The sequence below is a fragment of the Candidatus Planktophila lacus genome (assembly GCF_002288385.1).
GTDB lineage: Bacteria > Actinomycetota > Actinomycetes > Nanopelagicales > Nanopelagicaceae > Planktophila > Planktophila lacus_D.
Map to the genome: position 1 here is coordinate 1,237,898 of NZ_CP016783.1, position 14,119 is coordinate 1,252,016.

At 47.6% G+C, this 14,119-nt stretch carries 12 protein-coding genes; 8 read left to right on the forward strand and 4 right to left on the reverse strand.

What is annotated here, in order from left to right:
- Nucleotides 1-14 precede the first annotated feature (14 nt).
- Genes A1sIIB60_RS06285 through A1sIIB60_RS06295 form a run of 3 tightly spaced genes read left to right on the forward strand, consistent with a single transcriptional unit; the run spans nt 15 to nt 4,968 of the window.
- Complete coding sequence (locus tag A1sIIB60_RS06285; protein WP_095689507.1) at nt 15-2,216, forward strand: helicase-associated domain-containing protein; 2,202 nt, start codon at nt 15-17, stop codon at nt 2,214-2,216.
- The gene (locus A1sIIB60_RS06290; protein WP_223298676.1) at nt 2,213-3,322 is read left to right on the forward strand and encodes a M20/M25/M40 family metallo-hydrolase; all 1,110 of its coding nucleotides are present in this window, start codon (nt 2,213-2,215) and stop codon (nt 3,320-3,322) included. The genes A1sIIB60_RS06285 and A1sIIB60_RS06290 overlap by 4 nt, the downstream gene beginning before the upstream one ends.
- The gene (locus A1sIIB60_RS06295) at nt 3,319-4,968 is read left to right on the forward strand and encodes a DNA repair helicase XPB (RefSeq protein WP_095689509.1); all 1,650 of its coding nucleotides are present in this window, start codon (nt 3,319-3,321) and stop codon (nt 4,966-4,968) included. Before A1sIIB60_RS06290 ends, A1sIIB60_RS06295 begins: the two co-directional genes overlap by 4 nt.
- Here A1sIIB60_RS06295 and A1sIIB60_RS06300 read toward each other — a convergent pair.
- Together A1sIIB60_RS06300 and A1sIIB60_RS06305 are read right to left on the reverse strand one after the other, a co-directional pair.
- Nucleotides 4,931-5,185 (reverse strand): glutaredoxin family protein, encoded by a 255-nt coding sequence (locus tag A1sIIB60_RS06300; RefSeq protein ID WP_095689510.1) that lies wholly within the window; start codon nt 5,183-5,185, stop codon nt 4,931-4,933. The genes A1sIIB60_RS06295 and A1sIIB60_RS06300 overlap by 38 nt on opposite strands.
- Entirely contained in the window at nt 5,182-5,529 is a 348-nt protein-coding gene (locus A1sIIB60_RS06305; RefSeq protein WP_095689511.1) for a hypothetical protein, read from the reverse strand. Before A1sIIB60_RS06305 ends, A1sIIB60_RS06300 begins: the two co-directional genes overlap by 4 nt.
- A gap of 35 nt (nt 5,530-5,564) precedes the next feature.
- On the opposite strand from A1sIIB60_RS06305, the gene A1sIIB60_RS06310 reads away from it, so the two are divergent.
- On the forward strand, nt 5,565-7,946 hold the full coding sequence (locus A1sIIB60_RS06310) for a fibronectin type III domain-containing protein (protein ID WP_223298677.1): 2,382 nt from the start codon (nt 5,565-5,567) through the stop codon (nt 7,944-7,946).
- Here the strand turns inward: A1sIIB60_RS06310 and A1sIIB60_RS06315 are convergent.
- Nucleotides 7,924-9,126 (reverse strand): hypothetical protein, encoded by a 1,203-nt coding sequence (locus tag A1sIIB60_RS06315; RefSeq protein WP_095689513.1) that lies wholly within the window; start codon nt 9,124-9,126, stop codon nt 7,924-7,926. The genes A1sIIB60_RS06310 and A1sIIB60_RS06315 overlap by 23 nt on opposite strands.
- Nucleotides 9,101-9,925, reverse strand: coding sequence for a pyrroline-5-carboxylate reductase (proC, locus tag A1sIIB60_RS06320; protein WP_095689514.1), 825 nt, complete (start codon nt 9,923-9,925; stop codon nt 9,101-9,103). Before proC ends, A1sIIB60_RS06315 begins: the two co-directional genes overlap by 26 nt.
- Nucleotides 9,926-9,955: 30 nt before the next feature.
- On the opposite strand from proC, the gene A1sIIB60_RS06325 reads away from it, so the two are divergent.
- Genes A1sIIB60_RS06325 through A1sIIB60_RS06340 form a run of 4 tightly spaced genes read left to right on the forward strand, consistent with a single transcriptional unit; the run spans nt 9,956 to nt 14,110 of the window.
- Entirely contained in the window at nt 9,956-10,765 is an 810-nt protein-coding gene (locus tag A1sIIB60_RS06325) for a DUF3109 family protein (protein WP_095689515.1), read from the forward strand.
- Nucleotides 10,766-10,791: 26 nt separating this feature from the next.
- Complete coding sequence (gene radA, locus A1sIIB60_RS06330) at nt 10,792-12,159, forward strand: DNA repair protein RadA (protein ID WP_095689516.1); 1,368 nt, start codon at nt 10,792-10,794, stop codon at nt 12,157-12,159.
- Nucleotides 12,159-12,764 (forward strand): DUF305 domain-containing protein, encoded by a 606-nt coding sequence (locus A1sIIB60_RS06335; protein WP_095689517.1) that lies wholly within the window; start codon nt 12,159-12,161, stop codon nt 12,762-12,764. Before radA ends, A1sIIB60_RS06335 begins: the two co-directional genes overlap by 1 nt.
- The gene (locus A1sIIB60_RS06340; protein WP_095689518.1) at nt 12,761-14,110 is read left to right on the forward strand and encodes an FAD-binding oxidoreductase; all 1,350 of its coding nucleotides are present in this window, start codon (nt 12,761-12,763) and stop codon (nt 14,108-14,110) included. The genes A1sIIB60_RS06335 and A1sIIB60_RS06340 overlap by 4 nt, the downstream gene beginning before the upstream one ends.
- Nucleotides 14,111-14,119: the final 9 nt, after the last annotated feature.

The window sequence follows — 14,119 nt, forward strand, 5'->3', positions numbered from 1 at the left end:
AATGTAGGCAAGTTATGGAAACGCGCTCCTTTGCAGATTACTTACGTACCTTGGATGACGCTGCCCTAATTTCCTTATTTTCACATCGCCCAGATTTAGTAACACCAGTTCCACCTGATGTGGCGTCTCTTGCAGTGCGTGCATCTTCTGCGCCCAGCCTGGCGCGCGCCATTGATGCGTTAAACGCCTGGCAATATCAAGTACTGGAAGCCTGCGCGATCGCTGCTGAACCATTTACTGAAAAAACTATCGCCGCTTTAACCGATAAGGCAGCGCTCTTTGTTATTCCAGGCTTGCTAGAACGCGGCCTTATCTATCAAGGTAAAGATGGTTTCTATATTCCGACCACCGTTCGCGAAGTTCTGGGCAATGAAATACAAGGGCTTGGTCCACAAACTGTTGTGAAGTTAAATCTGAAGCACTTAGATGAAGCACCACCTGCGGCACAGAAAGCGCTCGAGGCGATGGTCTGGGGTCCACCGCGCGGGACTGTTGCAGATGTTAAGAAGCCTGGTGCCGGCGTTGCTTGGTTACTTGAAAATAACTTCGTAGTTGCCGCCAATACCAAGACAGTTTTATTGGTACGCGAAGTTGCTCTTGCGCTTCGTGGTGGCAAGTTACATAAAGAGTTACAAGTCCAAGAACCTACTTTGAAAACTGAGAAACGCGATCTCAAGAGCGTGCAGTTAGCTGCGATCGCAAATATCACCACCTTCCTTAGATGGACAGAGGAGATTCTAAATTTCTGGGCGCAAGAGCCTGCCGATGCGCTGCGCTCTGGTGGTTTAGGAGTTCGCGATCTGAAAGTTCTCTCAGCCCATCTTGGCGTCGATACCTCATGTGCCGCCTTTATCGCTGAGGTTTCCTATCTTGCAGGCCTTGTAACAATTGATGCAGATGATCGAATTCTTCCAACTACCCAATTTGATATCTGGTTGATGCAAACGCCATCTGCGAGATGGCAATCTCTAGTTTCGCCGTGGCTAATTACCTCTCGTGTTAGTGGATTAGTTGGAAAAGTTGAGAGTAAGAATGTTGCTCCACTTGGGCCAGAGTTAGATCGCGTATCTGCAGCGCCAATCCGTAAGTTGGTGCTTCGCTTACTTTCCGATAACCCATCAGTCGCGCCTGAGTTCAACTCATTTGCAACTCTTGCCACTTGGCATATGCCGGCAAAGCGCAGCAATGGAATACCAACCGATTATCTGCAATGGGCGCTGCGCGAATCAGAATGGCTTGGAATTACCGGCCAAGGTGTAATTTCGAAATATGGCATCGAGTTCTTAGCAGGCGGTGAGTTAGAAAGTATTAATGAAGATCTGCCTAAACCAGTTGATCACATACTTATTCAGAGCGATCACACCGCAATTGCGCCCGGACCGCTGGAACATGAAATCGCGCAAGAGCTTGCGATCTTGGCAGAGATTGAAAGTCGCGGTGGTGCAACTGTTTATCGCTTTAGTGAAGCAACAATTCGACGTGGATTGGATCATGGCCGAAGTGGCGATGAAATTAAGGCGTTCTTAAAGAAGACTTCCAAGACTCCGATGCCTCAGCCACTTGAGTATTTGATTGCAGACGTTGCGAAGAAGCATGGCAAGTTGCGCGTTGGAAATACATCTGCGTTTATTCGATGTGAAGATTCTGCGCTTATCGCGCAGATCATGAACGATAAGCGTTTAGATCTCTTATCGCTGCGCCAGATTGCCCCAGAAGTTTTAATCTGCCAACACGATGCTGGCGATGCCATGAACATCTTGCGCAGCTTTGGATACTTACCAGCAGGCGAAGATTCGCAAGGCGCTTTGCTGAGCGGACCGCGAATTCAACGCGCTAAGACAAAAGCTCGTCCGCCACGAATTATCGGTGAGTTCGAGCGACCAGATGAGATTCAACTTGAAGGTGCGCTCCGTGCGCTGCGCACTGGCGAAAAATCTAGCCATCGCCAAAGCACAATGCGAAATATCGCTTCCAATGCACTGGGATCACTTCCTCGAACAACAGCGAATGAAACTTTAGATATTTTGGCTGATTATCTGCAGAACCAACCAGCCACATCTCTTTCAATTGGTTACGCCGATAACAATGGTCTGGTCTCACATCGAATAATCGATCCGTTGAAACTCTCTGCTGGCTCACTTGTCGCGCGAGATCACGCGACAGGAGAAGTTCAGAGCTTCCGGATCGCTCGTATTACAGGTGTGGCTTCGATATGACGAGCGCCAATAGCGATAAATACGGCAGACTTGACCCTATGTTGGCGGCGATAGAAGCGTTGGTTCGTTGTGAATCACCGAGCGAAGATATTGAAGCCTGTCGCAACGTTGTTCGTTTAGCTAGCGATATTTCAACGCGCGTACTTGGAACACCTGCGCAAATAAAAGAGATCGAAGGCCGACCAGTTTTCTGGTGGGGATCAGATGCACCCGAGATTTTAATTTTGGCCCATCTCGATACCGTTTGGCCACATGGTTCTTACTCACCGCTCTGGGAAGTAAATGGCGATGTAGTTCGCGGCCCCGGAGTATTTGATATGAAGGCGGGATTTGTTCAAGCTCTCTACGCACTTAAGGGAATCTCTGAAGCTGGTAATCGCGTGGCACTTATTGCAACAACTGATGAAGAGACCGGAAGTTTTGCATCACGCAAATTAATTATGGATTTATCCGCCAAGGCTAAAGCGGTTTTAGTTCTAGAAGCATCGCTTAATGGAAAAGTGAAGACCGGGCGCAAAGGCACCGCGATGTACAAGGTCAGCGCACATGGTCTGGCATCACATGCCGGCCTTGAACCAGAAAAGGGCGTCAACGCAACTGTTGAGATCGCACATTTAATTCTGAAGTTATCTGCGTTAGAAGATTCGGCTCATGGAACAACTGTGGTCCCGACACTTCTGCGTTCTGGAAACAGCGCAAATACAGTCCCTGATTTAGCGGTGCTAGAAATTGATGCCCGTTCTTTCTCACAGGCCGAACTAGAGCGAATTGATAAGGCGATTAAAGCGCTACCTTCCACGGTTTCTGGAGCACGTATTGAAGTAACAGGTGGTTTAAATCGTCCGCCGCTACAACCTTCATCAACAAAAGAACTTTATGAGCGCGCAGAACGTGTGGCGAAAGAGATCGGCATGGCGCCTCTTGGTTGCGCTGAAGTCGGTGGCGCAAGCGATGGCAACTTTGCCGCGGCCGCTGGTGCACAAGTACTAGATGGTTTAGGCGCTGTTGGTGGCGGAGCACATGCACCAAATGAATGGTTAAGTCTGAAATCTATCGAAGAACGAAGTGCGCTTCTGCATGCTCTAATAAAGGATCTCTTGAAATGAGCGAAGGCCCGCTAATTGTTCAGAGCGATAAGACGCTCCTGCTAGATATTGATCATCCGATGTCGACGGAATGTCGTCGCGCTATTGCACCTTTTGCTGAACTCGAACGTTCGCCTGAACATATTCATACCTACCGTTTAACAAACCTTGGATTATGGAATGCGCGCGCTGCCGGCCATGATGCTGAACTAGTCATCGATACTTTAATTAAATACTCGCGTTACGCGGTGCCACATTCTCTTCTTGTAGATGTTGCCGAAACCATGTCGCGTTACGGCCGTTTGCGCCTTGAAGCCGACCCAGTACATGGCTTGATTCTTGTGACTACAGATGTCGGTGTACTTGAAGAAGTTATCCGCGCCAAGAAGATTGCACCGCTGCTCGGTGTTCGAATCGATCCGGAAACTATTGCAGTTCATCCCAGCCAACGTGGTGCGATCAAACAATCACTTCTGCGTTTAGGTTGGCCGGCAGAAGATTTCGCAGGATACGTTGACGGCCAAGCACATGAAATCGCGCTAAAGCAGAGCGACTGGAAAATTCGTCCCTATCAAGAGTTAGCTGCCGAAGGTTTCTGGCACGGTGGTTCTGGCGTTGTTGTACTTCCTTGTGGCGCCGGAAAGACAATTGTCGGTGCTGCAGCAATGGCACATGCCAAAGCAACAACTTTGATTTTGGTTACAAATACAGTTGCAGCGCGCCAATGGCGTGAAGAACTCCTTCGCCGCACAACGCTTAATGAAGATGAGATCGGCGAATACTCAGGTGCTAAGAAAGAGATTCGCCCAGTCACAATTGCGACTTATCAGGTTATGACGAAGAAGAAGAATGGTGTCTATTCACACCTTGATCTCTTTGATACCCATGACTGGGGCTTAATCATTTACGACGAAGTTCATTTACTGCCAGCACCAATCTTTCGCTTTACCGCTGATATTCAATCGCGCCGCCGTTTAGGGCTAACTGCAACGTTGGTTCGTGAAGATGGCATGGAGGGCGAGGTCTTTTCGCTAATTGGTCCAAAGCGCTTTGACGTTCCATGGAAAGAGATCGAAGCCCAGGGATATATCGCACCTGCCGAATGTATTGAAGTTCGTGTAAATCTGACCGAAGCAGAACGCCTTTCCTATGCAACAGCAGAGCCAGAAGAGCGTTATCGCTACTGCGCAACTACCCGCACTAAGCGTGATGTTGTTGAAGAACTTGTTGGCCTACATGCAGGCGAGCAAATTCTAGTTATCGGTCAATACATTGATCAATTAGATGATTTATCAGAGACGCTTGGTGTGCCAGTAATTAAAGGTGAGACACCAATCAAAGAGCGCGAAAAGCTCTTTGCTGCATTTCGCACCGGTGAGATCACGTGTTTAGTTGTTTCAAAAGTTGCCAATTTTTCTATTGATTTACCAGAGGCAACCATTGCGATTCAGGTATCTGGCGCTTTTGGTTCTCGTCAGGAAGAAGCACAGCGCTTAGGGCGAATCTTGCGTCCCAAGGCAGATGGCCGTGGCGCTAAGTTTTACTCAGTTGTTTCGCGCGACACTATCGATCAAGATTTCGCGCAAAACCGTCAGCGCTTCCTTGCCGAGCAAGGTTATTCATATCGAATTATCGACGCTGATGATGTATTTCAAGGGAAGATCTAAAGCGCTCTACATCCACTCTGAAAAAGTCATGATGCTCGCCATTGATATGAATCACCGGAACTTCGTGTCCATATAACTTTTCTAACTCTGGACTTCCGTCAATCAGCTTTATCTCTAAATCAAAATTGAGTTCTTCTGTCAGCCCCGCCAAAGTTACTTCAACGTTCTCACATAGATGACATCCACTGCGTGAATAAACAGTTACTACTGGCTTCACTTCTTCTTTTTCTTTGGTGAAGTAAATGCTCGGTCGACCAACTCTTGAATAATTAAGGTGGCATCACCTTTGGCGCGATAAAGATTCTCTTCCACGTTCTTTAACAAAGTCTCAGCGGTTGTCTTTGTGACAGTTCCAACGAGTGGACCATACTTCTTTGAGAAAACCTTGTGAGCGATCTCGCCGATCGAATTTGCTAACTCGGTGCGCGCTTCATCTAAGGTCGGTTCTGGGCGTGGTGCAGAAGTATTGAAATCTAAGGTTATTGGTCGCTCAGATTTCATCCTTGAGATTACTTCTGTGAAATCTACTTCTGCCATATCGGCTTGAGACTTGGGGGTCATGGCGACATTCTCGCATCCTGATAGCGTTAGGCGCTATGGCAAGGAAATTTATGCGAATTCCCACTCGCTCTGTTGCCATACTCACAGCGATCTCCGCGCTCTTCCTGGGGTTAGTTACTCCGACATCAGCAGATGCTTTAGTTCTGGTTCGCCCTGCAACACATTGGGGCAATGTTTATGCCGGCCCTTCTGCAAACATTCTCCAATCGCCAACTCCGAAAGTTGGAAAGCTCGAGAAGAAATCAAAGATAATTGTTAAGTACAACAACTTTCCAGAATGGACCAAGGTTCAGGTGCAAGCCGCCGTTGATGTCTGGGCGGCAAATTTTGAATCTAGCGTTCCAATTTATATAGATGCGACTTGGGGAAGATCTTCCTCGTATAGCGTCTTAGGAAGTGCCCGACCTGGAAGTTATTTCTCAAATTTTAAAGGCGCACCAGATTCCAGTCTCTGGTATCCCTCAGCGCTAGCCAACGCACTTGCCGGTAAAGATTTAGATGGCGATAACCCCGAAATGATTATCACCGTTAACTCGTTAGCAAATTGGTACCGTGGAACTGGATCTGGTCCAAGTAGATCTGAATACGATCTGCAATCTGCAATTCTCCATGAGATGGCGCACGGACTTGGATTTCTCTCAACTGATAGTTACGACGATTTCTTTGGTTATGGTTCGATTGATCAACCAACTCCGTATAGCGCTTATGTCCAAACAGGAGATGGGCGCAGACTCTCAGATCTTCCCTCACCTTCATTAGAACTTGGTGAAGCGTTAACTTCGAAGTTAGTTTGGTCAGGACCCCTCGGAGTTGCAGCAAATGGCGGTGTAAAGCCACTGCTTTATACGCCTAAGAAATATGAAGATGGGTCTTCTGTTAGCCATTTAGATGAGGCAACATTTTCTAACGCTGGTAAAGATGCAGCGATGTCTCCTAATCTCGATGCCGGAGAAATTTTCCATGAGCCAGGGCCGCTATTGCTGGCGATGATGCAAGATCTACGAATTAAGCCGCCTGTGGGTATTGCCGTTGGAATTCCACAGCAAGTTCGTAACGCTCAAGCCCTTGTTTCAGATAGTTCAGCGATCATTCGCTTTGATCCACCTGCCAATGCGCGCGCTGCACAAATAACCAGCTACACCGTAAAGAACACTAAGACTGGCGCAGAGAAGAGTTTTACAACTAGCCCGGCTGTTATGGCAGGGCTAAAAAATGGCACGGTTTATTCCTTTGAAATAACTGCATCAAACTCTTTGGGAACTTCTGATCCAATCACTACGAATTCCATAACGCCGCAAGAGCCTTGGAAGAAGACGGTGATCGATCCGAAAGTTGATGCAGGTAATCTAACCAGCGCTACCTTTAACGCTAATCCTGCGATTGTTTATCAAGATGCAATAAATGGTTCGCTTAAAGTTGCGCTCTGGAATGGCAAGGTGTGGAGCAAACTAACTGTTGATGGTCGCGGCGGGTCTGCGGGCCGTACGCGTAATCCAATTGCAGGAGATGTCTCTGCCTGTGTAAGTGGATTTGGTAAAGAGCAAACACTGCATATCTTCTATTCAGATTCGGTAGATAAAGATCTGCGTTATGCCACATACGATGGCAAGAGTTTCAAATATGAAATTATTGATGGCAATGGCACAGCGGTAAATAGCTACGAAGATCCAATTCGCGTGCGCACAGCCAGTGATGTCAGCGTTTCAAACGCCTGCTCAATTAGCTCAGCTGGTATCCAAGTCTTCTATCGCGATGAGTCTCAAGGAATTCTCTTAGGCGCAGTCAAAGCCAAATCCAGTACCGAATGGAAATACGAACTCGTTGATGGCGATCGTAAAACTGATGATCGAACAACAGGTGATGTGGGCTTCCATCTAGATGCGCTCTTTGATGGCAAAGAGACTGTTCTGCTCTATGACTCGATTCTTACAATCAACACTCGCAAAGAAGCGACATCAGGTGCGATAAGAGTTGCTAAGCGAATTGGTCTAGCTGCGAGTAGCTGGCGATACCAAACACTTGATACTTCAGGTGAGGCGATATCGGTTGTGGGTTACGACGTAGCGCTACATAAAGGCGCTCGTGGAATTATCGCAACCTGGCTTACCTCTTCAATTCTTACGATTCCTAAGGCGGAACAGATTCGTTGGGCATATCTAGGCGCTCCAACGGTATTAACAACTTTGCCACCAACTAACTATGGAACACCCTCTAAGTTCCTAAGTAGCGATGGAACAACAACGGCCTTCAACTGTCAGGAAAGACTCTGTGCAATTGATATCTCGAAAAAGACTATCTCGCTGGTCACTAAAGAACAGAGCGCAGATGGAATTGATTCGACTTGGATCGTCTTAAATAAAGTGCGTAATTTGATTGCCGGCGTTGGTAACCAACTTATTTCACTGCGCCCACTCTAAATATTCCAGTTTCTGTCAATAGAAATAGTCCACCGCCAGCGGAGAAACCTGTTGATTTAACTTGACTCAATTCTGCAGCGGTAAAGGCGTTAATTAGCAAACCTTTACTATCAAACTGCAGAACAATACTTTGACCTTTTACTAACTTGGTGGGAGCTAGACCTTTAATTGCAGCGGTAGGTTCGAGAACAGCATAGAACGAGTTGTTGGGGCCATTTGATGCGAGCGTGCTTCCAGTAGATGCAAAACGAGTTGTCCAGGTCGGTGTAAAAGAACTCGCGAATTTTGTAATGGCACTCTCACTCGTTGTTCCTGATCTAACTGAACCAGTCAGAAATAAGGTGCTAGTTGCGCTACTCCAACTACGTTGTGCTCTCGGGGCAGAGCTTCGAACAACTGAAGAAATTGCTCCGGCTTTAGAGACTTTAATCAAGACTCCATCTTCGCGTCCTACCAATTTCTTGCCAGCCAAAGTTTCAGTACTTGATCCAAATAAGTTAACAGTTCCATCACCGAGTCTGACTACAGAGTTCAACTTGGTCTTGGCTGTTCCGATCTTTAACTCTTTACCAAATTCACCTTTGAGGTTTGCTGAGATTAGAAATGGTCCAGATTCACGAGAGCCGATAAGAGATATACCTGTTGCGCTAATTGATATCGCCTCAACAATTGAAATCTCACTTTGGGCGCTAGAAAAAGTTTCGGTAACTTCGCCAGCTTTGCTCATCTTCCAGAGCGTTAATTGGCGCATATCTTGGCGAAGCGGAGTTACATTTTCGAGCGCTACGTTATCTGGGTTAAGTGCGCCGCCCACTGCAGTAGTCGTTTCTATGCTTGCTGGCAGTGCAGAATTTCCAGCGAGCCAGATATTTCCCTGGTTATCTGCAGCAATTGCCGTTGCAACTTCATCGCTTCCTGAATCGATGGTCTTTGACCAAAGACTGGTTCCAGCGAAATCTCTAGCCTGAATCTCGATATTCGATGTGTTAGTCAATACGTTCTTCAGCGTGATTACTGACTCTGCAGTAACAGCGAATAGTTCTACTTCAGCGCTCTCTGCCCATTTAACAGCGCTTTTTACTGTGACTAATTTTGGTGCCGCGTTGGCAGTTGTCGGAAATACCAACGCCGAAATTAGTATTAGAGCAAATAACTTACGCAAGTTCTTGTGAGCGATCACGTGCCGCCTTCATAGCTTTTGCAACAGTTGCAGAGATATCTGAATCGTTAAAAGAATTTAGCGCTGCAAAAGTTGTTCCGTTAGGGCTAGTCACCTTTTCGCGAAGCGTAGTTGGGGAATCACCAGATTGATCAAGTAGCTTTGCTGCTCCCACAATCGTCTGAATTGTTAAGGTGGTTGCATCTTCTTGCGATAGACCGAGTGCAACTGCGCCATCGACCATCGCTTCAACAAATCTAAAGAAATATGCGGGGCCAGATCCGCTAGTCGCTGTTACGGCATCCTGCAGATCCTCATCTACCTCAATCACTTTTCCAACTGCGCCTAAGAAGCCGAGTGTGAAAGCTTTCTGTTCAGGAGAAACTAGCGCACAGCAAGAGATAGCTGACATACCTGCTCCGACCAGAGTTGGCGTATTTGGCATCACGCGAATAACTGGGTTGGCAGAAGTTCCGATGATGTCGGCAATACCGCGGATCTGCTTACCGGCCACGAATGAGATAACTAGTACGCCCTTGCTGATCACAGGCGCGATTTCAGCCAATACCGTGGCCATATCTTGTGGCTTAACGACTAGAAGAATTAGATCGCTCTGCGCAACGTTCGTGGCTAAATCAGCGTTTGCCACTTTATAGCGAGCGATTAACTCAGCAGCGCGTTCTTCGCGCTTTTCAGAGATAGTGATATTTGTTGGCTTAACTCCGTAGGTAATAAGGGCAGAGATAAGTGCTTCGCCCATTACTCCGGCCCCAATAACTGCGACCTTGGAGTCGATTAACGATTTCTCTGAATTAGCCATAGCGAAAGAGTACGCGTAGGCTCTGCGACTATGTCAGAAATTAAGCCAGGTTTCGCACGCGATTGGGTCGAATTCACAGATCCCAACGATCCTGAGGAAATCTTTAAATGTGACCTCACTTGGCTGACTTCATATTGGACCTGTATTTATGGCGATGGTTGCAAAGGCGTATTTGAAAACCGTCCTAATGCAGGATGTTGCACAGAAGGTGCAATGTATTCCGATGAAGATGACGAAGAACGCGTACGCAAGGCCGCTGCTGATCTAACTCCTGAAATGTGGCAGTTCTATGATCAAGCGCGTCCTAAGAAACCAAATGGCCAACTTCGTATCTCAGATTTAGATGAAGATAAAGAACGTAAGACTCGCACCATTGATGATGGATGTATCTTCTTAAACCGTAAAGGTTATGAAGCTCCAGGATTTACCGGAAACTTCGGTTGCGTTCTGCATCATTTAGCTCAAAAAGAAAATCGCCACTTCGTTGATACTAAACCAGATGTTTGCTGGCAGTTGCCGTTGCGTCGCAGTTTTGAAACGCGCGAAGTCGGAGAACGCGAATATTCAATTACCGTAATTGGTGAATACGAAAGACTTGCATGGGGCGATGGCGGAGATGATTTCGATTGGTACTGCACAAGCAATACCGATGCACACGTCGGTAGCGAACCGGTTTACATCTCTAACCGCACCGAACTCCAAGCGCTAATGGGCGAAGCTGCATATGCAGTACTCGCCGAACATTGCGATAAGCGGGTTCAGGGAATTAACGATGCGAAAGCGCGCTCACTTCCACTCTTTGTAATCCAACACCCAGCATCTATCGCCGCTGGGAAGTAGTCAGCCCGACCCTCTAGAGTTTGGTCATGGCCAAGGTAGAGAAAGATCCATTCCGCTGTTCTGAATGCGGTTGGGGCTCCCAAAAATGGGTTGGTCGCTGCGGCGAATGTCAGGCTTGGGGCAGCGTTGAAGAACTTGCTGCACCGAAGAAACTCTCGCTTGTTCCCGGAAAAGTTACTCATGCTGCAACTCCAATTGGTGATGTCGATCTTTCATCTGCCCGCGCACGTGCAACGGGCGTCTCTGAATTAGATCGCGTACTCGGTGGCGGCCTTGTTCCAGGCGCTGCAATCTTGCTCGCCGGCGAACCCGGCGTTGGTAAATCAACACTTCTGCTTTCAGTTGCTGCACAAACTGCGTCTAAAGGAATTCCTGCGCTCTACATCAGCGGCGAAGAGTCTGCATCCCAAGTTCGCTTACGTGCCGAACGCATTAATGCAGTTGATCCCAAATTATTTTTAGCATCCGAAACCGATCTCGGCGCAGTTATCGCACACATTGATTCAGTTAAGCCTGAGCTATTAATTATTGATAGCGTGCAGACCATTGGTTCTGCGGCAGCAGATGGCTCACCTGGTGGTGTAACGCAAGTACGCGAAGTTGCCGGCGCACTTATCCGAATCTGTAAAGATCGTGACATCACGTTGTTGTTAGTTGGACATGTTACAAAAGATGGCTCAATTGCCGGTCCTCGTCTGCTCGAACATATCGTCGACGTTGTACTGCAATTCGAAGGCGAGCGTCACTCTCGTCTGCGCTTAATCCGCGCAATTAAAAATCGTTTTGGTGCATCCGATGAAGTCGGTTGCTTCGACCTGAGTGACACCGGAATCGAGAGCGTTCTTGATCCAACTGGTTTATTTACTTCACGCCATGCCGAGCCAGTGCCAGGTACCTGCGTAACAGTTACCCTCGAAGGTCGCCGCCCGTTATTGGCCGAAATTCAAGCGCTGGTAAGCCAAGGTCGCGAAAATGATTTCGGAAATTCACGTCGCGTTACCAGCGGACTCGACTCTGCTCGCACCGCAATGACTCTGGCTGTTCTCGAACTTCGTGCAGCCGTACGTGTTGGTGGTCGCGATGTTTACGCCGCAACAGTTGGCGGAATGAAGATGTCTGAACCCGCTGCTGATTTAGCGCTTGCTCTTGCCGTTGCATCTGCCGCAAAGGCTTTAGCGCTACCCGCAGATTTGGTTGCAATCGGTGAAGTCGGTCTTGCTGGAGAAATACGTAAAGTCAGTGGTGTCTCTCGTCGCTTAGCCGAGGCATATCGTCTTGGATTTAAACGAGCTCTTGTTCCTGCAGGCAGTGATGTAAAGATCGATGGCATGGAGATTGTTGAAGTATCTAGACTTGATCAGGCGCTACAACGAGTGAAGATAACTGGTGACTAATGAAAAATAACCGCTTAGTAACTACTCTTCTTGCAATCATTGCAGTGCTACTTGCCGCCATCCTTGCAGCAGTCGTCTTAAGAGATGGCAATTCGATGGAAGAAACCATGGGCCATGACATGGGAAGCCATTCGTCGACAAGTTCCAATTCATCAAGCACCGGATTCACCGGTGCAGACACCATGTTCTTGCAGATGATGATTCCTCACCACCAACAAGCGATAGATATTTCAGAGCTAGCGCTGCAGAAATCTCAAAATTCAGAGTTATTAAGCCTTGCAAAAATAATTATCCGCGACCAGAAATCAGAGATTGCCCAGATGAAGTCATGGCTAGATCAAGCAGGATCTTCTGAGCATATGGGGCACTCCATGGAAGGCATGGGCGGGATGTTAAACGATGAAGATCTAGCCGCCCTAGATAAAGCGATCGGAAAGAACTTCGACACCCTTTGGTTAAAGGGCATGATCGAACATCATGATGGAGCAATCCATATGTCAGAGATGATCAGGGATGCTAGTAATTTAGAGATAAAGGCCTTCGGAGAAAAGATTGTGAAGGATCAATCAGCCCAGATTACGCAGATGAAGAAAATGCTGGCATGAGCCAACTCGTAGCGCTAGCCGCAGCGCTTGGACCAGATGCCACACTGATCTCCGATTCCGATATCACTACTTCTTATTCACGTGATCACGCACCGTTTGCCGTTAGCGCTCCACCTTTTGCAGTTTTACTTGCTAAGAACGCACAAGAAATTTCTAAAGCTTTAATTTTTGCCAACGAACACAAGATCCCCGTTGTTACACGTGGCGCCGGAAGTGGTCTATCAGGAGGCGCAAACTCAGATGCGCAAAGCTTAGTTATCTCTCTTGAAAAGATGAACCAGATACTTAGCCTTGATGCAGCGAATCAAATTGCACGTGTGCAAGCAGGTGTAATCAATATTGATCTAGATACTGCCGCTAAAGAACATGGTATGGCCTATCTGCCTGATCCAGCAAGCCGCGAATGGTCAACCCTTGGTGGAAATGCTGCAACCAACGCTGGCGGAATGTGCTGCGTTAAGTACGGTGTCACCTCAGCTCATGTGCGTGCGCTGCAAGTTGTCTTAGCAACTGGCGAAATCATTGAACTAGGTAGTGCAACTAAGAAATCTGTTACAACTTATGACTTAGTCCATCTCTTTGTAGGCTCTGAAGGAACGCTCGGAATCATTACCGAGTTAACTCTTAACTTAGAAATACGCCCGGCTCCCCCAGCAACGCTAATTGCAACTTTCCCCAGCGTTACTAACGCTGCAGCCGCTGCAGCGGCGCTACTTAAATATCGTCCCTCAATGCTCGAAATAGTTGATCAAACAACTTTAAAGGCTGTCCAAGCTTGGCACCCGCTTGGCTTTGAAGTAGCCGGCAGTGTTCTGTTGATGCAGCTAGATGAAAATCATTCACTCTGCGAAGCAGCGCTAGAGACTTGTAAAGAATTCGATCTAATCGATGGCGTTTACTCAGATGATCCAGCCGATGCCGCTGATTTAATTCGCGTGCGAAAGTTGGCCTACCCCGCGCTAGAACGCATGGGTGCAACTTTGCTTGATGATGTTGCACTGCCGATTACCAAGATTGCCGAGTTTGTTGAAAAGGTTGAAGCGCTAAGTCGCGAGACCAATTTGGTTATCGGAATCTTCGGTCATGCAGGAGACGGAAATATGCACCCAACAATTGTTCACGATCACGGAGATACAGCAGCCGCCGATCGCGCTAAGCAAGCCTTTGCGCGGATCGTTGAAATCGCTCAATCACTAGGCGGAACGGCAAGTGGCGAACACGGAATTGGTTCGATTAAGCAAGGCTTTGTGGCAAATGAAATATCGCCAAAAGTTGCAGCGCTACAGCGAGAAGTTAAGAAAACCTTTGACCCAAACGGGATATTAAATCCCGGTAAGAAGATTTAAATACCAAAT

What these genes read in the sequence shown, in the direction of transcription:
- A1sIIB60_RS06290 (WP_223298676.1), top strand. Translation starts at nt 2,213, where the DNA reads ATGACGAGCGCCAATAGCGATAAATACGGCAGACTTGACCCTATGTTG.
- radA (WP_095689516.1), top strand. Translation starts at nt 10,792, where the DNA reads ATGGCCAAGGTAGAGAAAGATCCATTCCGCTGTTCTGAATGCGGTTGG.
- A1sIIB60_RS06285 (WP_095689507.1), top strand. Translation starts at nt 15, where the DNA reads ATGGAAACGCGCTCCTTTGCAGATTACTTACGTACCTTGGATGACGCT.
- A1sIIB60_RS06325 (WP_095689515.1), top strand. Translation starts at nt 9,956, where the DNA reads ATGTCAGAAATTAAGCCAGGTTTCGCACGCGATTGGGTCGAATTCACA.
- A1sIIB60_RS06295 (WP_095689509.1), top strand. Translation starts at nt 3,319, where the DNA reads ATGAGCGAAGGCCCGCTAATTGTTCAGAGCGATAAGACGCTCCTGCTA.
- A1sIIB60_RS06335 (WP_095689517.1), top strand. Translation starts at nt 12,159, where the DNA reads ATGAAAAATAACCGCTTAGTAACTACTCTTCTTGCAATCATTGCAGTG.
- A1sIIB60_RS06305 (WP_095689511.1), bottom strand. Translation starts at nt 5,529, where the DNA reads ATGACCCCCAAGTCTCAAGCCGATATGGCAGAAGTAGATTTCACAGAA.
- A1sIIB60_RS06310 (WP_223298677.1), top strand. Translation starts at nt 5,565, where the DNA reads ATGGCAAGGAAATTTATGCGAATTCCCACTCGCTCTGTTGCCATACTC.
- A1sIIB60_RS06340 (WP_095689518.1), top strand. Translation starts at nt 12,761, where the DNA reads ATGAGCCAACTCGTAGCGCTAGCCGCAGCGCTTGGACCAGATGCCACA.
- proC (WP_095689514.1), bottom strand. Translation starts at nt 9,925, where the DNA reads ATGGCTAATTCAGAGAAATCGTTAATCGACTCCAAGGTCGCAGTTATT.